The organism is Chitinophaga niabensis (genome assembly GCF_039545795.1).
Lineage (GTDB): Bacteria > Bacteroidota > Bacteroidia > Chitinophagales > Chitinophagaceae > Chitinophaga > Chitinophaga niabensis_B.
Genome location: NZ_CP154260.1, coordinates 5,039,240 through 5,064,129 on the forward strand (window position 1 = coordinate 5,039,240; position 24,890 = coordinate 5,064,129).

Annotated in this window: 15 protein-coding genes; 1 reads left to right on the top strand and 14 read right to left on the bottom strand. The window is 46.1% G+C overall.

Annotated features, from left to right (window positions below):
- Positions 1-115 precede the first annotated feature (115 nt).
- A complete protein-coding gene (locus AAHN97_RS19990; RefSeq protein WP_343303849.1) occupies positions 116-976 on the top strand; it encodes an AraC family transcriptional regulator in 861 nt (286 codons plus the stop codon).
- Between the two features lie 141 nt (positions 977-1,117).
- Here the strand turns inward: AAHN97_RS19990 and AAHN97_RS19995 are convergent, their stop codons facing one another.
- From AAHN97_RS19995 to AAHN97_RS20060, 14 genes are all read right to left on the bottom strand, one after another.
- A complete protein-coding gene (locus AAHN97_RS19995; protein ID WP_343303850.1) occupies positions 1,118-2,635 on the bottom strand; it encodes a choice-of-anchor I family protein in 1,518 nt (505 codons plus the stop codon).
- Between the two features lie 95 nt (positions 2,636-2,730).
- Positions 2,731-3,828: a glycoside hydrolase family 88/105 protein gene (locus AAHN97_RS20000; protein WP_343303851.1), complete on the bottom strand. Its 1,098-nt coding sequence runs from the start codon at positions 3,826-3,828 to the stop codon at positions 2,731-2,733.
- A complete protein-coding gene (locus AAHN97_RS20005) occupies positions 3,825-4,487 on the bottom strand; it encodes a rhamnogalacturonan acetylesterase (protein ID WP_343303852.1) in 663 nt (220 codons plus the stop codon). Before AAHN97_RS20005 ends, AAHN97_RS20000 begins: the two co-directional genes overlap by 4 nt.
- Before the next feature lie 53 nt (positions 4,488-4,540).
- Complete coding sequence (locus tag AAHN97_RS20010) at positions 4,541-6,379, bottom strand: rhamnogalacturonan lyase (RefSeq protein ID WP_343303853.1); 1,839 nt, start codon at positions 6,377-6,379, stop codon at positions 4,541-4,543.
- On the bottom strand, positions 6,379-7,788 hold the full coding sequence (locus AAHN97_RS20015; protein WP_343303854.1) for a glycoside hydrolase family 28 protein: 1,410 nt from the start codon (positions 7,786-7,788) through the stop codon (positions 6,379-6,381). Before AAHN97_RS20015 ends, AAHN97_RS20010 begins: the two co-directional genes overlap by 1 nt.
- Before the next feature lie 2 nt (positions 7,789-7,790).
- Complete coding sequence (locus AAHN97_RS20020) at positions 7,791-9,287, bottom strand: sialate O-acetylesterase (protein ID WP_343303855.1); 1,497 nt, start codon at positions 9,285-9,287, stop codon at positions 7,791-7,793.
- Position 9,288: 1 nt separating this feature from the next.
- Positions 9,289-10,212, bottom strand: coding sequence for a glycoside hydrolase family 43 protein (locus AAHN97_RS20025; protein WP_343303856.1), 924 nt, complete (start codon positions 10,210-10,212; stop codon positions 9,289-9,291).
- An 84-nt stretch (positions 10,213-10,296) separates the two neighbouring features.
- Positions 10,297-12,366, bottom strand: a complete 2,070-nt coding sequence (locus AAHN97_RS20030) for a hypothetical protein (protein ID WP_343303857.1) — start codon at positions 12,364-12,366, stop codon at positions 10,297-10,299.
- Complete coding sequence (locus AAHN97_RS20035; RefSeq protein ID WP_343303858.1) at positions 12,363-15,122, bottom strand: glycosyl hydrolase; 2,760 nt, start codon at positions 15,120-15,122, stop codon at positions 12,363-12,365. Before AAHN97_RS20035 ends, AAHN97_RS20030 begins: the two co-directional genes overlap by 4 nt.
- Positions 15,123-15,323: 201 nt before the next feature.
- A complete protein-coding gene (locus tag AAHN97_RS20040) occupies positions 15,324-17,066 on the bottom strand; it encodes a RagB/SusD family nutrient uptake outer membrane protein (RefSeq protein WP_343303859.1) in 1,743 nt (580 codons plus the stop codon).
- 25 nt (positions 17,067-17,091) lie between these two features.
- Complete coding sequence (locus AAHN97_RS20045) at positions 17,092-20,202, bottom strand: SusC/RagA family TonB-linked outer membrane protein (RefSeq protein WP_343303860.1); 3,111 nt, start codon at positions 20,200-20,202, stop codon at positions 17,092-17,094.
- Positions 20,203-20,219: 17 nt separating this feature from the next.
- The gene (locus tag AAHN97_RS20050) at positions 20,220-21,641 is read right to left on the bottom strand and encodes a fasciclin domain-containing protein (RefSeq protein ID WP_343303861.1); all 1,422 of its coding nucleotides are present in this window, start codon (positions 21,639-21,641) and stop codon (positions 20,220-20,222) included.
- Between the two features lie 17 nt (positions 21,642-21,658).
- The gene (locus tag AAHN97_RS20055) at positions 21,659-23,269 is read right to left on the bottom strand and encodes a fasciclin domain-containing protein (protein WP_343303862.1); all 1,611 of its coding nucleotides are present in this window, start codon (positions 23,267-23,269) and stop codon (positions 21,659-21,661) included.
- Between the two features lie 104 nt (positions 23,270-23,373).
- Entirely contained in the window at positions 23,374-24,876 is a 1,503-nt protein-coding gene (locus AAHN97_RS20060; RefSeq protein WP_343303863.1) for a RagB/SusD family nutrient uptake outer membrane protein, read from the bottom strand.
- Positions 24,877-24,890: the final 14 nt, after the last annotated feature.

A 24,890-nucleotide genomic window follows, 5' to 3' on the forward strand; every position in this document is an offset into this window, starting at 1 on the left:
AAGTATGAATATTCTGAAATTTAGTGTAGTATTGACTACGGATACAAACTTATTGAAACCTAACCAATTTTGGACGCGCTTTCAGGTCAATTAATTGCGCTATATTAACATCGTTATGAAACCAGTATTGCGTCAGATGACGGCCACGCCGGACAACTCTTTTGTTGTTCGTAAAGACTCGGGGGAGAGCATGTTGAACAATTGGCATTATCATGCCGAAATTGAATTCCTTTACATCCGCAAAAGCACCGGCACCTGGCTGGTGGGAGATCACATCGGGCATTTTCAGAATGGAGATGTAGTGATGCTGGGCCCTAATCTGCCACATTGTTTCCGGCATGAAGCAGGAGCTATGGAATCAGGGGAAACCATCTGCGTAAAATTCCTGCCTGCCATGATGGGCCATCACTTCCTCGAATTACCGGAGGCAAAGTCCATCCAGCACATTATCGCCAAATCTAACACAGGACTGAAGCTGGAAGGCAAAACAAAAGAACTTGCCGCTGCCATGATCGAAGAGATGCTGGAAGATTCTCCCGGCAAAAAACTCGTGCACCTGTTATGGCTGTTACAGGAAGTGGCGGACAGTAAAGAAACGGTACCCTTATCTTCCAAAGGTTTCATTCAATCTCCCGGAAACCCGGATGAGGAAAGGATCAAACTTATCTTTGAATACACACTCAAAAATTATCATCAGAAGATCTCTTTAGATAAAGTAGCTACATTGCTGCACATGACACGCCCTTCCTTCTGCCGTTTCTTCAAGAACAAAACAAAGAAAACCTATGTGCAGTTCCTCATGGAAGTGCGTATTGGTTATGCCTGTAAGTTATTGGTGGAGGATGAAAAGAATGTGGCGGAAATAGGCTATGAATGCGGCTATAACAATATATCCCATTTCAATCACCAGTTCAAGACCATCACTGGAAAGAAACCACTGGAATATAAAAAGGACTATCTGCAGAAGAATCATTAGTACAGAAATGCTAATATCAGGACATCAATGGAAAACGCACAAACAAAAATAACCCGATAAACACCAGCCATTAATCATCAACACTTCCAATAAAAAAGGCCTGGTAAACACCAGGCCCTGATTGTAAGCATGAGATATTATTTACAGCGAATTCGGTTTGTAAACTTTTATCAGTCCATCATCTTCACTGCTCACTACCAGTAAGCTCTTCTTAATAGGACTATCCTTTGCAGCAATAAACAATACACCTTCAGGTGCATCGCCAGCTTTCACCATTTGTAAGAAAACAGGTGCTGCAGGATTAGATACATCGTAGATCGCTACTGCATCTACTCTTTCCAGACCTACGAAAGCAACAGTTTTTTTTCCCACTACACCGATGGTGATACCTTCCGGCTCAATGCTTTTATCATCACTGCGGCCATCATCATAAATACCGGCTGCATTGGCTTTTGCATCCAACTCGTTTTTGCTGTCGTAGATCTGTGCGCCGGTGTTACCATTCCAAACACTGAAGGAACGGGCACCTAATGAGTATATTTCATCCAGCAATCCATCTCCGTTTGTATCCCCATATCTGTAAGAGATATTCAAACGGCCTAATTGCGCTTCTGTTTTCAGGGCAACTGCATCAGGGAAGGCAACAGGGTCCAGGTTTTGACTGGAAAGTCTTTTCACATCTGTGTAAGCAGTATATTCACGCGCATCACCTTCGTTAACAGTAAAGAGGTGAGGCGTACCACCGCTCATCAATACGGCAATAGCATCAGGCATGTAAGTACCTTTCACTTTATATTTCTTTGGCAGGAAGCCGCCGTCCTTATCACTCAGGTCCATGGCATTGGCATCCGTATTGTAATCTTTAAAACCAAGCGGGAAAACATCCGTGATGGTTTTAGTAGAGATATTGATCTTAGCAATCGCATTGTTCTCCTGCAAAGTAACCCAGGCTGTTTTAGAATCAGGGGAAACTGTTACATACTCAGGTTCCATATCTTTTGCGAAAGTGGTGTTCAAACCACCGATCCTCAAACCTTTCAGGGCCAGTGCAGCCTGCTGGGTAGCAAAACCGGAGAAATCCAGGTTCACCACGCTGTAGTTATCATTTACAGAAATGATAGACACGGAACCGGTAGGGTCATTGGTATAATCTGCATTGGGTTCACCTTCATTAGCTGTGAGGATGTAAGCACCATCCGGGCTGTAAGTCACCATGTCCGGCAATGCACCTACAGGTATTACTTTCACTACACTGTAGTCGCTGGTATTGAATACTACTACTTTTCCGTTCTCCTGTTTGTTGATGGCTTCAATAGCCGCAGCTATTTTACCATTATAAACAGATACGCTGTTCACAGCGCCATAAGTTTTCACATCAATGGTCTTGATCACACTCATATTAGCAGGATCTTTAAAATCGATCACTACGATCTTATTATCGCCTTCAATATTGGATACCGTGAAGAGACGTTTGGTGATGGGGTCGTAGGCAGAGATCTCTGCGGCACCGGGTTTAGTTGGTTTTACACCGATGTCTATTGTACTAACTAAAGCAAAAGTAGCGGGGTCTTCGTCAACAAAGAAGGGGGCATCTTTGTCTCCGTTACAAGCGAATAATGTGGCAATTACTAAAAGAGAAAGTAAATTTTTAACGTGCATAAGCGATTTGTTTATTCGCCAATGATACTGCACCTGGTTAACCGCAATGTGAAGAAATGATTATTAAATAGTTAACAAAAACCGGCAAGCAGTGCTTACCGGTTTTTGAGCTTATACACTTCGCTGCCTGCCAGCAGGAAACAACCCAGGCCATAGTCCTCAAAATCCGGGATCTTATCATAGGTAACAGGCTGCCCATCTTTAGGCTCTTTGCCTGTACTTTGCATGTATCCCAGCTTCCCGTCCTCATGAATGCAATCCTTTACCATAGCATCCCAGGCCTTGAGCAGTACCGGCAGATAGGCTTTTCGGTCTATTATTTTATGATTGATGCCCCAGGCCATACCATATACAAACAAGGCTGTACCTGTTAATTCTTTGCCGCCGTAGTTATTGGCATCATGCAAACTGGCATTCCAGAAACCATCTGTACGTTGAATGGGAAGCAGCGCCTGCAGCATATCCCGGTAATCCTGTAAATATTCTGCATAATGCGGGTCAGAAGCAGGGACTAAGGAAAGTGTCCGCACCAGGGCTGCCACCACCCAGCCGTTACCTCTGCTCCAATAACAATCTTCTCCGTTCGGTTCTTTATAGGGAGGAATAAAATCTTTATCTCTCCACCACAAATGATCTGCGGTGTTATACAAACCTTTCTTTGTATTGACATACATATCGTACATGCGGTTAAAATAGCTCGTGTCTTTATAGATCACACCCAGCCGTGCAAATACCGGCATGGCCATTTGCAATGCGTCTATCCACCACCAGTCATCAATTTTAGCAGAGGCTTTCATATTATCCATGGATACTTTGATATCACGGATACGTTCTTCTTTTTTGTCCAGCAGGTAAAGATCGATGTAAGTTTGCCCGCAGCATTGGTTATCCGCATTCCTTACCTGCGGCCCTCCCCACAGGCCCCATTTATGTGCTTCGCCCCAGGCTACTGCGTAATCATAATAAGACTTTTGCTTATCGATGCTGTACAAAGCCATCAGCCCTTCATAATATACCGCGCGTGTCCAGAGATTGGAGGGACGTTCTTTATTGGTGAAAGTAGGTTTACCGGGATCAGGCCATTTTTGCATGAAGTATTGATTGGTGATGCGCATGGCTTTCAGCACTTCCTTTTTATTTTGAGCAGAAGCCAGCTGGCTGAGCAGGCATAATACCAGGAGTACGTATTTCATATAATTATCTGTTTTAAACTTTCCGCCACTGTAGTGGCATTCAACTTAGCACCTTCTTTACTGGTATGGGTATGGTCCCCGATAAAAAGTGGTTTCACCTTTTCAGCCCCCATGGCATCATACTTATCTGCGATGTTATTATTGAGGTCGATAAAAAAAGTGCCCGTGGCAACAGCTACTTCTTTCGCCCATTTACCATAATCATTATTAGCGCGGTTCACTTTTCCTTCTTTCCAGTTATCCCTTGGAACAGGAGAGCAGATAATGGGAATAGCGCCTTTTGCTTTGGCATCTGTCACATACTTCCGCAAATACGCACCATAGGTGTATACCACCTCCTGCTGTTTGCGGATGGGGTTGTAGATCTCTTTGCTTTCATCCCCGATGCCTTTGATAGAGCCCCTGGCCCTGGAAGTATCGTCCAGCGCACCGCCGTCATTATGCCCGAACTGAATGAGTACATAATCGCCGGGCTTCAGTACTGCCAGGATACGTTCCCATCTTCCTTCTGTGATAAAAGTGCGGCTGCTTCTTCCGCCGATGGCATGGTTTTCTATTTTGATCTGTGTGGAATCAAAATGATCAGCGAGGAAACTGCCCCAGCCCCATTGTTGTGCACTGCCATTTTTCACAGTAGAATCACCGATGATAAAGAGCACCGGTCTTTCTTTTACTTGAACAAAAGATGCTACTAGGTATAGCATCCAAATTTTTATCTGCATAACTGAATATTTGGTTTGGGTGGCTGCTTCATCCCTTCTCCCATATGAAAACCGGTATGCGGAGGCTGATTGTATGCCACATTCTGCCAGGCTATACTTAATCGGTATTGCGGATCCTGCATGAGCGTATAGAATTTTTTATTGGTGGGGATGGTAGTTGAAAAGATGCGCAGCTCCTTACTGTCTGTTGTGCGGTAGATCACTTCTTCGCGCCAGTCGCCCAAAATATCAGCAGACAATACAGGATTGGATTTAGTGCCGTTATTGCGTACACAGTTATATCGACTGGCCTCCAGCAGTTTGGTGGTTGTACTGGTTTCATACATCCATTTCTCTACGGAAGTGCCGTTAAGTATTTCACTGAGCACATCTCCATCCCAATAGATGCCCATGTTACAGGCCGGTGTGCGTTCTGCTATCTTATTCCCTTTTGCATCAAAAAGCCCCATGATACCGGCACCTGCTACCCAACATTCGTAACCCGGATACCGGGGATCAATATCCAATGCCAATCCACGGCCGGGGCCTTCCCCATCATCCCCTGCTTTCACGGAAGCTTTTTTCCAGATCACTTCTCCGGTACGCGCATCTCTGAAACTCGCACCGGCATCCCCGAAGCGTTCCTGTATATCAAATACCTCCAGCCCCGGACGCGCAGGATCAAGGTCTGTTACATGTAAGGCATCGCCATGTCCGAGCCCCGTAGAATACAATCCCTTTCCGTTATCATCAATGGTCATGGCACCGAATATGATCTCATCTTTCCCATCTGCATCCACATCGGCTACAGAGAGATTATGATTTCCCTGCCCCCTGTAAGCACGGTTCGCACCTCCGGGTTCATCACTGTCAAAAGTCCAGAGTGGCGTAAGTTGCCCGTTGCGGAAATTCCATGCACTGAGCACGGTACGGGTATAATATCCGCGGGACATGATCAGACTGGGCTGTTTACCATCCAGGTAAGCAACACAGGCAAGGAAACGATCTACGCGGTTACCATTTCCATCGCCCCATACCTCTTTTAGTTCACTACCCATAGGTTGTAATGAGGTATGCCGTGACGGAATGTAATTCACCGTTGCCAAAGCTGCCCCTGTTAGTCCACTGAAGACCGTGAGGAATTCAGGACCGGCTAAGATGTATCCTCTTTCATTCCGCCAGTCTTTAGAGGAATCACCAATTACTTTCCCCACACCATCCATCGTACCATCTGCTGTTTTCATCGCCACTTCCGCTTTACCATCCCCATCCAGGTCATACACCATGAACTGTGTATAGTGTGCCCCTTCGCGGATATTCCTGCCAAGCCGGATCGTCCACAGTAATGTACCATCCAGTTTGTATGCCTGAAATACAGGAGGGTCTGTAATACCTGCCTGTGAATTATCTTTACCTCTGCCGGCAACATGCAGGATGATCTCGTATTCTCCATCGCCATCCACATCTCCTACAGATGCATCGTTGGCATGATAACCCGGAGGTAATTGCAGCGGGACAGATATGTAAGGCTGCCCGCCTGCTTTCTTCTTAAATATTTTACTGCGTTCTTTCTCTGCCCTGATCTCATAGTTGTAGGCCTTTGCAGTATCAGCAGTCATATCCTCAAATGATGTTACATCGGTAATGGGTTTTGCATTTATCTTTTCACCGTCCCGGTAAACGGAAAAGGCTATTCTTTCTTCATCGGATACAAGGGAGCGCCAACTGATGAAATTACTGCCATTAGGCATGGAAATAGCTACCACCCCACGGTCCAGGCACTCCATTTGCCGTTGGGCAGATGCGCTGAGGCTAACAAACAGGTATAACAGGATGAAAGTACTTTTCATTATTCTCCGGTTTGAATGGATAGGGAATTCGTAACGCTGATGGGTTTGTTATCCGTTGCTTTTAGTTTTGAATTAGTGATCTTCCAGCCTTGTGCAAAATCTATTGTGCCCATAGTATTGGCTTCGATCTCTATTTTATCGAACTGGAAATTCTCCAGCAAGGAGGCATTGAGACCAGCCGCACTGATGATGCGTTTTACACCTACTGCTTTAATATTGCTCACATAAATATTCCTGAAATGCGGGATGCCCTTTGCAGGGTCTACCTTTTGCAGCATGGTTTTCCAATGTGCGGGAATAGAGTCTGGATGAAACTTTTCCGGCAGCGTGGAGTAGCTGTACGTAGGGTTCCAGTTCATAGTGAAATGGAAAGCATTACCTACACTATCCAGCGTAATGTTGCGGAAATAGATATCTTCTACAATACCACCACGGGTGGTGGCAGATTTAATATGAAATCCGTTGCCCGTTCCTTTGGCAATAAGGTCTGTAGCCAATACATGACGGATGCAGCCAGAGGTTTCACTGCCCAGTGTTAAAAGGCCGCCGCCTTTACGGGCAATACACTTCCTGATCACAACATATTCTGTAGGGCGGTTCACACGAAGTCCGTCCCAATCCCTTCCAGCTTTCAGGCAGAAGTCATCATCATTACAGTCAATATCACAGTTCTGGATCAATACCCAGGAAGAAGAATCCACATCAATACCATCTGTGCTGGGCCCTTTCCCATCCTCATTATTCCGGATGATCAATCCATCTGCCGTAATGCGGGTGGAATATAACAATTGCACTGTCCAGAAACCGGCATTTTTCACGGTCACTTCTTTCAGCGTTACATCTGCGGAATTTTGCACCAGGATGGTACGCACCCGTTTAGCATCATAATCTACGATCCAACGCAGGCCCTGAGGCTCGTACTCTTCCTTACGCATCCGCCAGTATTTATCCCAGCAGAACTTGCCTCTTGCATTGATCACGCCGCTGCCGGTTAAGGCTGCATTCTTTGCATTGAGGATATTGATCATCGCCGCAGGCCATCTCATTTCAATACCGGCAATACGGGTATCCAGGTCAGGATAATCTGCAAAATCCTGTGAACCCAGCAAGGTCACGCCTTTATCAAGACGCAGGTGTACGTTACTTTTGATGAAGATGGAACCCGTAACATAAGCACCCGGTTTAAAAACTACAATACCCCCACCTTTTGCGGCACAATCATCAATTGCTTTCTGAATGGCTTTTGTATTGATGGTAACAGTATCACTTACCACGCCGTAGTCATTCGCGGTAAAGACCTTTTTGGAGGAAGGGAAGCTAACCGCCCCCACTTTATCTGCCCAGGCCAGGTTTTGCGCATGCAGTAACTGCGTTGCGCAGGTGATCAGGATCGTGAAGAGTATTTTCATGTTTAGTTCTTTCCTTCTGTGGTTTGCTTCCAGTTATCCGTTTTGAAGGGCGATGCCGGAAGGCCTTCTTTATTAAAAAGATTCGGATGCGGGAAGTTCCTCCAGGCGAAACGTACTGCGGCAGGCTGCTGTACCCCATCATGCCATACCAAGATCGTATTCCCTTCTATCTTTGCCATTGCGGGAACAAACTGCTGATCATTTCCCGCGATCATAAATTCCTGTAAGGGACCATCTTTTGCCTGCAAACCATCTGCATGGTCAAAAGAGATACGTATCTTATTACCTTCTATTTTGGAAGCGGCATACAAAGGCCCGGAAACAACCACCTTCTTCCCATATTCATACTTCAAAGCCCAGCGGGAAAGTCTTTCTCCCACCAGCTTTTTATTGCGCGGATGGATATCCAGTGAATCGCCGTTATCTGTGGTTACCACCATGCCGGTATGTTTCACGGTCCTGTGAGTATAGAACTGTGCGTCTCTGATCTCAGGGCTCTGACCACGATGCGGAGAGATCTGCACAAAGTAGAAAGGCAGGTTTTCGTTCTTCCAGTCTTTCCGCCAGCTGTCTATCATAGCCGGAAAAAGCCGGCGGTATTGATAAGCACGGTCCGAATTGGATTCTCCCTGGTACCAGATCACACCTTTCAAAGTATAGTTCACGATCGGCGCGATCATACCATTGTATAATTTGTAGGGTCCTTTACTGTTGTTAGGCCCCATGGGTTCCCTGGGTGCTGCACCTTTTTTGCTGCTGGTATCTGCCCGCCACTTTTCCATTACCAGTTTATGTTTGGCAATCGCTTCCGGGTATTCTGTCAACTGCTGACGGAAGCGGTCCATGATCACTTTGAAATCTTTATCGTTCTCTAATACTTCCTGTTTTGTCCAGGATTCCGCCGGTGTGCCGCCCCAGGTGGAATTGATGATACCAACGGGATAACCTGTTTCTCTCAAGATCTCTTTCGCGAAATAATAAGCCACGGCGGAAAAGGTATCTACTGTTTGCGGGGAACATACTTTCCACTTACCGGAAAAATCCTCCTGCGGTTCATTGGCCACTTTATTCCCAACATCTATCATACGAATGTTGGGGTAATTGGCACCCGCGATCTCCTGCTCGTAGTTCAATACACCTGTGTAATTATTATTCTGCCGTACTACCACAAATTCCATGTTGGATTGTCCGGATGCCAGCCATACTTCTCCCAGTAATACATTCTTTATTTCTACATCATTGAAGCGTAACGTATAAGGCCCGCCTGCTTTACCTGTTTTCATCCGCACTGCCCATTTACCTGCTGCGTCTGCTTTTGTGCTTTGAGCCCCTTTTGACCAGTTTGCTTCTACTTTCACGGCTTCCCCGGGTTTAGCCCATCCCCATAGTGTAACGGTGCTTTGCTGCTGCAGTACCATATTATCACTGATGATCGCGGGAAGTTTCACCTGTGCCATTGCCGGAAGGCCCAGCAATAAAAAAAATATCAACCTGTACATGCTACTGATTTAATTTATTAAACTCATCTTTTGTTACCACGAATATGCTTCCATGTCTCAGGCCTTTTGGCAGAGAGATCTTATCTGTTACATCTGTCCAGTTTTTCCCGCCAGTGGATTCAATGGCACCATACTTATGATCTCTGTACTTATCAAAATATACCAGCCACTTTCCTTTCATCTTCAGAACCGTAGGGCCCTCTGCCCAGTAATTCCCGGTAATGGGCGCAGAGGGTTTGCTGTAAGGGCCTGCCAACTGCTTACTGGTGGAGATACGGATGTTCTTCTGCGGCGGCGTTCTTGTTTCATCTTTCAGGAACATGATGTATTCTTTGCCATTAGGAACAATAGTGGCATCAATTACATTGAAGCCATGATCGTATAAAAGTTTTGCAGGACTGAACTGCTTAAAATCCCTGGTAGTCACATAGTACATCCGGTGATTATACTGATCGTCACCAGTTCCTTCTCCTGCTTTGAACCTCCCCGGGATAGTAGTGGCCCAGTAGATCATGTATGTTTTGTTCTTTGCATCGTAAGTTATTTCAGGCGCCCAGCAATTCCGTGTATCTGGCTCCTTTGCCATTACGGGAATATCCTGCTGTGCAGACCAATGGATCAGGTCATCGGAGGAAGCATAACCAATGCTTTGCTCATTCCAGCTCACCGTCCATACCATATGGAATTTACCATCTGCGCCACGGATGATGCAGGGGTCGCGCATGAGCTTATCCTTTCCGGCTGTTGGCGTAAGGAAAGACCGGTCGTTCTTAAGAGCTTTCCATGTATAGCCATCCATGCTATAAGCGAGATGCAAACCATCCTGCCCATTGTCTTTGAAATAGGAAAAGAGATATACTGAATCCTGAGCAGTAGCAGCCTGCATCATCAGTAATAAAAAAAGTGCGCAACAGATCTTTTTCATCTTGCTAAGGTTAAAGCCGTTAATTGTGTGTATCAACAATGAATATAATACTTTATCATGCTGCAAGGGCAAAGAGCAGAAGCACTAAAACATTCTTTGCAAGCCTTCCCATTTTATTTTCCATTTACCATTTGGAGGAAAACCAATATTACCCCGCCGGTCAGCATCCGTTCCTGTACACATCATTGCCACAGCACTGAGCAATCCGCCATTTCCGGGGAGGTAGATCGTTAATCTTTCATCCTGGTAGTTATGTCCGTTTAAGAGATAAGTATTGGTGCGGATGGGCATCATCAATGCATCCAGGGCTTTTTCCGGCCAGTGTAGCCTTGCAGCCGTCATGGCTACCAAAGGAAAATCCCATCCCCAGGTATTGTTCCATTTCCATTTGTCCCATACCATTTTCAAAGTGTTCTTCATGATAATAGTATCCAACTTATTCGCAGCAGGGATGGTGGCAAAGGCCGCCAGTACGGCAGGATGGTCTGCCAGATAACGTTCATTGGTATAACAATCCGGTGTACTTTCTGTAGCCAGGTATACCTTGTCTTTTTGCGGCAAGGGAGCCAGGCTGTCTATTACCTGCTGCCACTTGGGGTCTCTTGGCAAGCCCAGCCTTCTGCGCCATTGCTGCGCCATATTCAAAGCCCAATGCCAGTAAGCCAGTTCATATGTTGGATTAAACGTGGTAAGCGGATCAAAACATTCCTGTGCAGGAATTAATCCTTTTCCCAGGTTGTATTTTTTTGTTTGCGGATCGAACGTAGGGTAAGATGCCATGAAATCTGCCGTAGCAAACAGCAGATCTTTGTACTTCTGCAAAGCTTTTTTATCCTGGCGGTACAGCATTTCCGCCATATAGATAAAGTGCGGTTGCTGCCAGATCAGGAAAGCGCCAACGGAAGAAGGGGATTCATTGCCTTCGTGGTCTGTCATTTTCTGCCAGCGTAAGCCTTCATAGCCCTGGCGTTTTGCCAGCAGCTTTGCTTTCTCTGCTACTTTAAAATACCAGTCAAGACTTCTCTCCATCAATTCCGGCCGGCCCCATTGTGCAAAATGCACCGCGTGCCACCAATGCATTTCAAGATGTGGTTTGCCATACCAGCTGTTGTAGGTAAGCCCTGTTTCCTGTGGCGGGAAACCACCAGAGCATTGTATCTTAGTAAGGTACTGTGATAACACAACCCTCCTTTCCAACTCATGCGCCCTTGGGTCTGTACTCCCTGCAAGATCCACAGCACCACCACTGTTCCAGAATCTGGCCCAGGCTGTGCTGTTATATGATCGAATGGATGAAAATGTATTGAGGGCAGCAGCTAATGGCTGCGAAGAAAAGCGCAGCACCAGGTCAAATACCTTCTGTTTCTTCGGAATGATCCACACAGTTTGTTTTGTACGCCGCATACGTCCGGCAGCGGAAACCTGTATGAAATGTTTTGCGTTGCCAATAGTCATGGGGGCTGCATACAAAACAGATTCCACAGGTTTCTCTTTATCTTCCTTTCCCCAGTTCACCCCCATATCTTTCCATTGCCCCGTAGGTTCCGGTACGCGTAAACGTATTTTCAAACGCCCCTGCTGCAACAAGGAAGAGGTAATACTAAAAGCTACGCCATCCTCCAACTGGTCCCCTACAGTGATCACTTTCACCGTATCTCCTTCCACCGTGAACCGGCTGCTGATCTCCCCTGTCCATACATCCAGCTGCTGATCGATGTTCTGAATATCCTGCAACACAGCGAGGGACCCATTTTTTTTAGTGATCTCCATCGCCACATTCCCTAATTGCAAACGATGCGGATTAGCGCGGAAATATTCCACGGCAGGTGATTTTGTTTGTACGGAATAGGAAACTTTCCTTCCCGCAAGATCATAATCCTTCAATGTTTCCTCAAAGCGGTAATTTCCGGGCTTAGTTTCCCAGCCCCACACGGATTGCGTACCTAATGGCACGCCGGCGGCATAATATTCCGGAAAGCTTTGCAGGCCCGTAACATCTACCGTAAAAGCAAAATTTCCATTACCTACGGAAAGGGAAGACAAGGGATCTGCCTTACTGATATGCACGGTATGACGCTGTACAACCTCCTTTCGGTTGATCTGTGCTATTGCATTTGTATGGAACACCAGAAAAAGGATTATCAATTTCTTCATCTCTTAATATAATTAACCGGCGTTAAAGTAACAGGGCCCAACAAACCGGATACCTTCGGCGTCCAGCCTGCAGCAGTGAACAATCCATCCGCACCACGATTGGCAGGCAGGCGGGCAGGCATATTGATATTATAGAATTTCTTCCATTCCACCCGGCGTTTATCCAGGTCAATGATACGGTTAGCCATACTGTTTGTAACCGCTATCCGTAACTCATTGTCTGTTTTAATTTCCGTAGCAGGAATGGTCAGTTTATACACAGGGCCAAGAAGTGTAGCCAACCGTTTTCCGTTGAGGAATACTTCCGCACTTTCTTCTACCCTGCCTAAATTTAATTCCCAGCCAGTTGCTTTACCTACAGGCTTTTTAAAACGGATAATGTATTCTCCGGTGCCGGAAAAATATTGTGCTTCAGGGAGAGTAGTCCATGAAACCAGCTCATCCATATTAGCAGATACAGGGCCTTTCAGGCTCCACTTGCCCGTAATAAGTTCTGCCTTCCCGGCAGGTGCGGTATAAGGAAAACCCTCCCCCGTAAAACTCCCCGTTTGAATAATGCAACTCTCTCCCGGTTCTAAAACCACATATACCTGCAATCTTCCATCGCCAGCCGTTTTAACACCCGCTACACCCTTCCGTTCCAGCATAGGATCAAACAATGCAGCACCCTTTGCTTTGGAACTTAAGGTGATATAATCCGCAACAGGATCTTTACCTGTATTGCTGATAAAATAATAATGCCCGTTGTTATAAGCGCGGCGTACAAACTGCAGGTGTTTAAATGTTTCCTGCCGTACATGCGCCGCTTTCATCAGTTCAGATAAATGATTGTTGAGGAAAGTGTTTTTAGAAGCAGAGAGTTCCTGCAGTTTCTTTTTAAATGCCGCTTTTCTTTCTTCCAGCTGAAAATAACCCGGCACATCCTGTGGCAGGTTTTCATACATCACTACAGCAGCGCCTGCTTTCACCAGTTCCACCAGTTTATCCAACGTTTCCAGCGGCAGGTATTTTACATCCGCCAGCAGAATGGTCTGAAACAGTTGTCCGCCAGCTGTCTGGATCTTTCCATTCACTACTTTGGCTTTTTGTAATTGCAGGTCAGAGATCAGGTCGAAGGTGTAGCCTTCTTCCAGCAACTCCTGCCCGGCTTCTTCAAACTTACTGCCATGAAACCCTTCCATGCCATCAAAGTGATGCAGCAGCTCACGCCCCGGCTGACTGTTACGGTCATGGAACGGGAAATATAACAACACATCGTTATCACTTTTACCTGATTGTAAAAACGACTGGCACCTTGCCACATAACTGTTCAGCGCGCCAAAATCCTTCCAGAAAGGATTCGCCGGTGTAAAGTGTACTGCGGCATAAAACAACCATCCCGGCCATACTTCCTCCTGCGGAGAGTAGTTAGTGCCGTGATAGAAAATATGATTCACCCCTCCCACAAAGTATTTATCAATCGCCAGTTTCACATCAGCCAGGGAAGATTGAAAATGTTCATTTAACCAGGTTGCTGCTTCTGCAGATGCCAGCGGTTTCCCACTCACATTCGCAGCAGAGGTGGCAAATTTGAAACGGAGGATATCCGTTCCTTCTGTTTCAGGAATATCAATAGCATCGTAGAGATCGAGGATGTTGGAAGGAGAACCATGGCTCTGATTACGGATCAGTTTTCCTTTGGCATTGGCCCATTGATGCCAGGGCCTGGTGAATTGCTCCAGTAACAGATCAGAGATGGTCATGCGGTAATCATACAGTACCCTGAGATGTTTGGCAGAACTATCCTTTGCAAACAAAGCAGGCAATTCCTTCCGGAGATCATACCCGCGTTTCTTAAAGAAGGCATCAAAAAGATCCGGCGTCCAGTTAGCCTGGCCGCGTGCATCATCCACTTCATAAGAGTCATTGAAAAAACTTCGCAATACAGTAAGATCATGCCCTGCAAATGCTTTATCAAAATATCCAAGATAATGATCTATGGCCGGAGAGGAAAAGTGATCAATCGCCAATCCTTCACCGCCGGGTGCAGCGCGTTCTACCATTTTTCCATGCCATCCCTGGAAGAGGGCATAAATGGTGGCATTGAATGGTGCTGTCCAGTTTAGTTTTCCCTCCGCATCTACCTTGTTGGTGATATCAGTGAACTGCCCCTTTTCATTATAAGCGATCAGGGAGATAAGGGGTAATGGTTTGGCATAACGTACCTGGTCCAAAGCCAATCCCTGTAAGTCTTTATTGGCTGCCACCGGTTCAACCAATACAATGTCTTTCGGCAGCGGTTTGAGATTGGCGCTCCTGATGATTGGCTCCTGGATGTAAACGATGTTTTCTGTTAACTGTTCACCGGATGACAACACATACTTTTTAAAAGCAACATACTTGCTGGCATCGGTATCTGTTACCCAGGGCCCGCCAAAAGGCCAGCCGGTCCCGGTAGCCATGTCTATCCCCAGGTTCAGCCGTTTTGCTTCCTGCAATGTGAACCGCAGCATCTCCACCCACTTAGGTGTAAGGAAAGGAATGAACTGTTGCTCTTTGCCTTTTATCCCATAAATAGGTGTGATCTCCAATCCGCCTAAACCGGCTTTTTCATATTGGGTCATGGCGGCAGTTAAGCCAGACTTCTCTACAGCACTGCCTTCCCACCACCACCTGGTCCAGGGTTTGGCGGATTGGGTGATCACCGGCCACTTTACCTGGGCCGTAGCGGTTTCAAATAAAAATAAGGTCAGTAAAATAAGATGGGTCCGTTTCACTATGTTCAGGAATTTTTTTCTAATTATTCTCTATAAAAGGTTCAATAGCTATTGTAACATTACCCCCCGAGTGCGCTTACATAAAAGGGATCGTCACCTTCTCCTGGAATGTACTGAAATTTGATTTCAGATAATCCTGTGCGGAAACATTCTGCAAACACAGTAAGGAAACTAATAAAAACAATAGTGGTTTCATAATAATTATAGTTTAAATGGTAAATACCAGTTTGCAGGATTCATCAAACGCCCTCTTGCTTCAGCAGCCCCGGCTATACCATCCCTCGTTAGTTTATCAAAGATCTTATCTGCCAGGAATGCAGGTTCATTGCGGCGGAGGGCTATCCTTAACAGGTCCGGCCAGCGGGTACCTTCATAAGCATTCTCCAATGCTGTTTCCATGATCAGGTCATTCTCTATCTGTAAAAGGCTATCTGCCGCAGGCACTACAATGTCTTGCACATTCGCCCTTCTCCTGATGCCCACATTGCGGTACCAGTCCCCACGGTAATAAGGGATCCCAGAAGAACCGCTGTTCCTGGCATCGAAATTATAGGGGTAGGAATCATAGAGCGTGTTCTGATAGTCTGTAACATTACTCGCAGGAGCCCTGAAAGCAGCTTCAAAACCGCCATTAAATAAACCCCAGGCAAGCCGGTGACGGCCCGTACGGTTAGCCGCCTCCGCAAAACGCATATGCAAATGCGTCTGGCGGTAAAGGAACCATTTACCGCTTTTCTGGAAAACATTAAAAGGCAGGTTCGTACTGTTGTTGATATAATTGTACAGGTACTTCATCACCACCGGTTGCCCACCAATTTCTTTCCAGGTAAGCAACCCTCTTGCATCATAAGGCAGGCCCGGCATATTAATACCGGTAGCCGATATAGCTCTTTGCTGCTGGCTTTCCCAATAGTTCATCGCAGCTTTGGAAGGTTTCACCAGGTATTCGCCGCCGATAGGAGAAAAGAGTTTCACAAAAGGATTCACCGGTTTGAACTTGCTGTCAAAGGGGATGGCCCATACCCATTCCCTGATGAAGGCCTGCGTGTTCATAGCTTTTTCAAACATCATACGCCAGTAAGCCGTAGTATTTAAAGTAGTGGCATCACCGGGGCGGCCATAGTTGATGTAATGGTCCGTATCCACGTTATCCCAGCCTACTTTATACATAGAATAATAAGCACCACCGGGAGTACCCGTGGTAGCAAACTCCATTACCTGCCGGTAATAAGTTGCCGCCTGTGTATAGTTGCCTTTCCATAAATGCAGATCACCTAACAGGCATTTTTTATTGATAAACCATTTGGTGGTAGGATATCCATCCACTGTAATGTTCAGCGTAGCACCTGTAGGATATTCACTTTTAAAAGTCAGCCTTTCCGTTTCATTGATCAAACTATCCAGCAATACTGTAAAAGGCAGCTTTGGAAAATTCTTTTCATCCTTTAATGCATCCAGGGTTTCCAGTGCATCGGTTACATAAGGTACTGATCCATAATGGATGCCCAGTTGCAGGTATAAAAATGCCCTCAGGCAGAGTATATCAGCATACCGTTGTTCATATTCTGATTCCTTCAGCTTGTTAGCCTGTTTCATGATGTTAAAGTTCTTCAGCACATCATTGCAGTTAATGATCAGCTCATAAAACGGGCGCGGACTGGCATATGGATTATCTGCAGTAACCGTGTGTGTGCTCAGCTGGCGTAACCAGGTATCCGCATTGTCCGTATACTCCAACTGGTCCCCTCTCAGTTCATTCAGCAGTACATACCTTTCAGCAAGACCGGCGAACTTTCCATAGATCCCCACCACAGCAGCATCCGCATCATATACGTTACGGTACATCTGGCTGATGTCCAACTCATCTTTGGGTTTTACATCCAGCATCTTTTTGCACGAAACAAAGCCCGTCACGACCAAAATTGCAATTAAAAGCTTCTTCATATTCGTATCAGTTTCTTATTAAACATTATAAGCCTATGCGTACACCCAGTGTTACGCTTTTGAAAATGGGGTCCAGCCCTGTATCAATACCCTGTGCAAACAAACTTGTACCCAGGCTGAATTCAGGATCATATCCTTTATACTTCGTAAAGGTCAGCAGGTTATTACCCGTAGCATATGCTGTTACGCCTTTGATCACCCCTTTGCGGATGGGAATATGATATTGCACTGCAACGGAACGCAGGCGCAAATAGGAACCATCTTCTATCCAGCGGTCGCTGAAACGGTTATTGCCCATTACATCATTCCAGGTAGCTTTAGGGCTGTTGGTTAACTGCCCCTGGTGACGCCAGCGGTTGTTCACACTTTCCAGCTGGTTCTCTACACCGCTTGCTGATTCCAGTTTATAGCGCACATAATTGAACACATCATTTCCCTGGCTGAATGTGAACAGCAGGTTCAGTTCAAAACGGTTCCATTGTACCCTGCTGGTGATACCACCTGTTAAAGCAGGATTAGGATCACCGATCACAGACCTATCCTGTTCATCGACGATCTTATCATTATTCCTGTCTGTGAATTTGATATCGCCTCCTTTAAACGCAGCTTCGGAACCATCTGGGTTCACGATCTTCAAGCCGGCTGCAACTGCTTCTGCATCTGTTGCGTACACACCGTTGGTGGTATATCCGTAAAACTGGTTCGCCGGTTTTCCGTTCGCAGTGAGCAAAGTAGCCCCTGCAAAGTTGGTAGTGAAAGAACCGTTGGGCACGGCCAGTACTTCATTCTTATACTGACTTACATTAAACCCAAGGTCCCATTTCACTTTGGGCGCATCCAGTACCCTGGTGTTCAATGTTACTTCCCAGCCGGTATTTTTCATTTTACCGTTATTGGTGAGGATGGTTTTAAAGCCTGTGAAATCGGCCAGTGATTCATACACCAGCATATTGTCTGTTTGATTGGAATAACCTTCCAGTGTAATGCCAAGGCGCTCATTCCAGAAAGCAAGGTCCAGCCCCAGGTTCATTTTGCGGGTAGTTTCCCATTGCAGGGCAGGATTGGCAATACCATTCCTTACCAGCCCCTGCATGCCCAGCAGGTTCTGATACCCATAGGTCTGGCGGCTGGTATAATTACCAATATCATCATTCCCGGTAATGCTGTAAGTAGCCCTGAGTTTGAACAGATCAATAGCACTATTAGCCATGAAGGATTCAGCGGACACTAACCATGCAGCACCCAGCGAAGGCATCACCGGAAATTTACTGCCGCTGATGGTTATCCCGTTCGTGGCCTGTTTGCCGAAACGGGAAGAACCATCCATCGCAACATTCAGGGAAAGGAAATACTTGTTATGTAAATTATAATCCGCGTTCAGGTAAGTATTCAGCCATACCCATTCCCCGATACCACCACCTACCTGGCGCAGTTCCGCCAAACCATTCTGCACACTGATCAGTTCATCCGTAGCGGAATTGAAACCCAGTGCGTAATCTTCTTCCGTATCATTATTCTGGTAACGGATACCGATCCTCGCAGCCAGGTGATGTTTACGGTTGAAAGTATTACTGTACTCCAAACGGGTATCATTGTAAACAGAGAATAAACGTTTCACCTGTGTACCCAGCCTGTTATTGGCGATATTATTATCCAGTGTATCCTTTGTGACACCTACACTCGGCACAAAAAAGTTCTCCCGCACCTTATCGTACACCACACCTATCAGGGTACTGGCATTCAAATGACTGTTGATATCATACTTAAATCCGAAAGAACCATAGAAACGATAGTATTTATTAAATGCCTGCATTTTTTCGATGGTGGCAGAGGGGTTACTCACCCCCAATGCATCCACATCGGAAAGGTTAGGACTTTCCACCCCTTCGCTGTTCACTTCATGATCATGCAGGAAAGGCGCTTTGGTGAGGGAAAGATATACAGGGGCCGTTTTAGGTGCAATGCCCTGGTCCTTCATGTTCTGCTCATTGTAGGTAAAGGCCAGGTTCGCATACCCTTTAAAGCGTTGTGAGAAATTAAATTCCGCATTGAAACGGGTACTATACCTGGAGAAATCTGTTGTTTTAACAATGCCCTCATTTTTGGTATACCCCATGCTCAGGCCATAAGTAGCAATATTATCACCGCCTGTTACTTTCAGGAAGTAACTATTGTTCATACTGTTCTCCATCACACGCTTCTGCCAATTGGTATTATAATGGTTAGCAGCGTATTGCGGATGTGCCGGATCATCTATCATATAAGGCAGGGCAGCTATCTCTCCACTGCTCATACCTTTGCTTTGCAGTATTTCACCCAGGTAAATGCGGTAATCTGCTGCATTCATAACAGGGAGGTTCTTAGGGGCCATATTAAAACCCGTAAAGGCACCGAAATCAATTTTAGTAGCTTGCTCTGCACTGCGGGAAGTTGTCACTACAATCGCACCATTCGCTCCCTTTGCGCCATAAATGGAAGAGGCATCCCGCAGCACGGTGATGTTATCTATATCCCTTACATCTATCAGTGCAAGCGGGTTGGTATAATTATTGGCAATGATGCTCTGACCGTAATCATTGGCATCGTACAGCATATTATCCACTACGATCAATGGCTTATTGGTAGCATACAGCGAATTATATCCCCGCAGGAAAAGATTGGCACCTGTGCCCTGCACACCAGAGCGGCGTATCACATTCAAACCGGGGATCCTGCCTTGCAGAATAGCATCCGGTGTTTCCGTGGATTGCTGCCAGCCCTTTACATTGTATTGCCCGGCGGAAGCCGTTATTTCTCTTTTTGTTTTAACGGTGAGGGGTAAGGTCACCGGCTCGTGGAAAGATTCAAAGGAAGCATCCAGCAAAGAAATGTTCAACTGCTTCCTTCCTGCAAGCGGAATACGCCGTGTATCATATCCTTCACCACTTACCGTGATCATGGCATCATAAGAAGGTACCCTCACTACATATCCTCCCACACTATCCGTAATGGCAGCGGAAAATTGCTCCACTTCCACCCGCACGCCTGCGGCAGGTTTTTTAGTAGCAGCAGCTGTTACCCTTCCCTTAACGGTTATTTCCTGGCACTTTGCTGCTATTGAACATAATATAAGAACAGAAAACAGGATCGCTTTCATCCGAAAATATTTATTAGTTATAAGGAAGGTACCAGCCTGATGTAATCACAAACCAGTGGATTCACTGCCGCCGTAGTACTATTGGCCGCTGTTAAATAAAGGTCCAGTACCGTCTGGTAGGTGGTCAGTGGAAATTCACCCAGGTACACTTCACTGAAAGTATTTGCGTTCACCACCGTATATGGCAACAATAAAGTAGCAGGGTCATTGATAGCCAGTTTCTGTGAAAATGCAGCCGCCTGGAAATCATTCACTGCTACCCAGTAAGCTTTGTATTTCACGCTGTACATATTGCGCAGGCGGTAGTTCAGGTAGAAATTAGCCACTCCATGATTAAATACCATCACATCTTTATAGTCCTTGCCAGTGAGTGTGTTTATACGGTCCCTGAAATAAGTATTGCTTCTCCGGTCTACCAGTGTAGTCCTGTAATTCTCTCCCTGTATGATGATCTCCTGCAATTTATTCGCAAACGTTATATCCACTTTCCGCATGATGTAAATGATACCGTTGCTGGTTTTCACCGTCCGTACGATCTCCGTTTTTGTAACCGGTATCTTCACCCCGAATTTGGAATAAACAGTATCCCTTACAGCAGCAGGCTGCCAGAGCGTGTCTGTAGCCAGGTCTTTCAGGGTTTCCAGGCTGGAAAAGTCCGTAGTGCTATCTGCCGTATTAGCCGCACACAGTACTTTGAACTTATTCACCTCTCCCTCCCATGCGGCATCTTCCAGCAGAAAGAGGGTGAATTCTTTTGATTCGTCCCGCAGGTCGTACACATTCCGCCAGAAGAGGTTCGTGCGGATGGAGTCAGTACCGGGTTTGTAAATGGGCTCACCGGTAACAGGGTTCACTCCTATCTGTTCTGCATGCGTGAGGTCAAACACATTACGGAACAGGGAGAGCATATAGTTCTTTTGTTTGGCAGGCAGGGTAACATCATACTCCAATGCTTCCCAGCAATTGTTCAGGGCGGGGAGCATTTTGTTGATCACCTGTAATACGCCATTCTTTGCATATTTGTCAGCCGTACTGATCTGGGCATCATCTACTGTTTTGTTCAACATGCTGTGATGCTTACCGTTCAGCATGGGTATTTTGGTAACAGCGGTGGCGGAAGTAGTGAAATAATGCTGTGTGGCAATATGGCTCCCCACAAAGGCTTTCAGCTTTGCCGCATCATTTACAATGCTCGCATCCAGTGTGGCCAGTGCATCGTTGGTAGGTGCAAAAACCGTGAATACCCGGGAAGAAGCGATCACCGTATCGTAGCCGGATCTCTTCAGCAACTCCGTGAACTTACTGAGTGTTGTTTCCGCACTGATCTGCTGGAAGAGGTTTTTGGTCAGCGCATCATCTGTGATGGCATTATGGTCTTCCCACTTCTTACAGCCGCTGAGCACTATGCCGCATAATATAACTACAAGCAATCTTTGCATACGCATCGTTAAAATTTTTACTGATATACTTTTGATCCGTCCATCCTGAACTTGGGCCATATCTGGTTTTCATCCACAGGAATAATGTGGATCATATCCAGGTAGTTTGTGTTCTGGGTTTGTGTACCGATGGCTGTGAGCCGGATCGTTTGCCTTTCAGTGGTTTTGAATTCAAAGATCCCTGCCAGTTTTGCGGCATAGTTGGAGTCTGTATTGTAAGCCCTTGGTTCTGTATACTGCTTCCAGCCGATCGCTTCCAGTTCCGCATCTGTGCCCTTTGGACGAACAGCATTGAAGTCTAATGTTCTCGGCATCATTTCCCCGTTCACCGTGATCTGGCAAAGCATGGGGTTGGCATTCGCGTGCCGGGAGTAACAGATCCAGATCTTGTATTTCCCTTTGATCACCGGCGGTGTTTTCATTTCCCACCAGGTAGGCCGGTTCGGCAAACCTAATGGCAGTTGGTTGATATCATTATTAACCGCATAGCGTGAAATACTCGAGGTTTTACTATAGCTATAAGTGAAGATATTGGTGGAAGCCAGTTTGCCCCATCCCCAGGTAAAATCCCGGAAGAGGTTTTCTGATTCCGTGAGCCGCGTCCAGGTATAACCTTGTTTCTGATAATACGCCGGCATCTTCAGTATTTCAGGGAAAGCGGAGAGTTCCCAAAAGATCGCAGTTGGTTTGCGGTACTTCACACTGTAATGTGCACCCGCATCATGCCATACGCCATTGGTGGCGGCATTATCACTGCTGGCACGGGTAAGTGTTACGCCTTTTTCCATCACGCCATTGAATTCATCTTCATTCACCACCACCTGCTGGTTGATCAGTTGTATACTAATTACCTCCTGTGGCTGGAAGGTTTGGTGAGAAGGAGAAGAAATAATATCTCCAAGGAATTTCACCCCATCCAGGATATGATAGGCTATATACATCCGCAGGCTATCATTGGGATCGGCGGGATTGCCTGTTTTAGAGTACTTTGCTTTCAATGCAGCATAACTGGTGATGCCGCTGTCCGCCAGTGCTTTATTACTTTCTGCCATCAGGGTCATCCAGCGTTTACTGGTATCAGGGTCTACTGTGTTCAGTTTATCATATAACCCTGTTTCTTTGATGGCCTGCACAAAGATGGAATAGTTGGGATTAGCTTCGAGTTGCGCCACCAGTGATAATTTCGCCGGTACCAATACCTTGTTGATCACATGCAGGTTCCCATTCCCTACTTTAATATTGGAAGTGGTCACCAATGCCTGGCGGTTAATAATATAACCGGCGCTGCCATTTTCATAATGCACACCTGTTACCAGGTATTGCCCATACATAGTGGGAACAGGTAACTTACCATCTTTAAAAGCACTGGTAGTGATCGTATCTGTGAGGATGTGGAACTTCACCATATCCTTGAGCAGATCAATATTTGCCGCGGCAACATTGGCTGCATTATTGGCCGCCAGCCATGCTTTTACCCCGCTATTGGTAGGAGCAAAACAGGTATAGGCGCCATACGCATTCAGGAATGCAGCATTTTCTGTACGTTCCAGGATCTCCCGGAAGAGGGAAAATGAATCTTTATGATTATCCAGGTAACCTACAATATTCACATCGTCCGTAGTGGACATTTTTATCTCCGTTTTCTTGCAGGCGGGCAAGGTTAAACCCGTGGTTATGAAAACCAGCACTAAAAGGAAGCATATATTTTTCCTGTGCATAACGTGCGATTGAATTATTTATAAAATGGATTTTGTACCAGGAGCTTGTTCGATTGCAGCTCATACAAGGCAATAGGCATATAATGGCTGTTAGGGTCCCTGAGTTTGGTAAAAGCAGCCTGTTGCCGCTCTGCCGGAATGCTCACCGCCGTCATCGTGATCATATAACTAAGGTTTCTGTAATTATTCCTTTTCGAATTGCGTAACACATCAAACCAGCGCTTTCCTTCAAAAGCAAATTCCCGCTGCCGCTCATCGATGATATATGCTTCCATGCTTTCTTTGCTGGTGGAGTCCATCGGCGCGCCAAAATCAAATGCTTCCGCACGCTGGCGGATGGTTTTCACCAAACGGGAAGCTTCCAGTGGCTGGTCCAGCTGATTGATGGCTTCTGCTTTCATGAGCAGTATATCCGCATACCGGTAAAAGATCCAATGCGCATAAGATTGGTCCGGTGCGCGAAGCGAAGTGCCGGTTTCATTTGCACCAATGTATTTCCAGATGGTTTGATCAGAAGGGCGAAGGGAAGTGAATTCCCCCCTTTTATCTTTGAAGGGAACAGCATTCACCACATCCACACCAAACACTTCTTCCATGATCTGCGGTGCGGCACTCCAACGCCGGGTATTGAGAAAATGCAGGTTATGGAAGGAATTGATCTTCTGTGCATCAAACTGTAATTCAAAAATGCTCTCAGCAGAATTGCCCTTGAAGTATACTTCATTGAAGAGAGAAAGATCGCCTCCTATCAGGCCAAAGTTGCCGGAATTAATCACTTTATCGCATTCCGCAGCGCATTCCGTGTATTTCTCCATCCAGAGATACACATCTGCCAGCAAAGCATTCACAGTATAGCGGGTAGCCCGTCCCTTATCCTTATCTATGTTTCCGTAAGTAAGCGGCAGCAAGGGCGCTGCCTTTTTCAGATCTGCCACCAGCTGATTCAGAATAGAATCCCCGCCGGTTTTGGGCAGCGCGGTAATATTTTCATCACTGATGGTAGCGTTTAATTTCAGCGGCACATCCCTGAAAACCCTTACGAGATAGAAATACATCAGGGAACGGATAACCAGTGCTTCTCCGATGGACCTGTCCAGCTGTTCCTGTTTAAAGGTATTATCCTGGTTCAAAACATCCGGCGCCAGCTCCAGCACGGTATTGCAATAATTGATAGTCTGGTAAACGCTGCGCCAGCTGCTAAACCGGTTAGTGGGCTGAATATTGATGTTAATGATATCGAACTCATCTGCAAAAGTTCTGAAGCTGGGCGTCACCATATCTGTTCTGGCTTCTCCCCATATAAAGAAATATTCCGTCAGTGGCAGATCATTAGTGTTACTGTGGCTGCCCAGCATGGAAGCATAAATACCTACTACGGCAGCTTCTACCTGTTCTTTGGTTTTCCAGAAATTCTCCCGCACAATGCCGTCCTGCGGTTTAAGGTCCAGCCACTTATTGCAGGAAGCCAGGCCAAGGCACAATGCCAGCAATAAGGTATATGTAATAATGTGTTTCATTTTCACAAACGTTT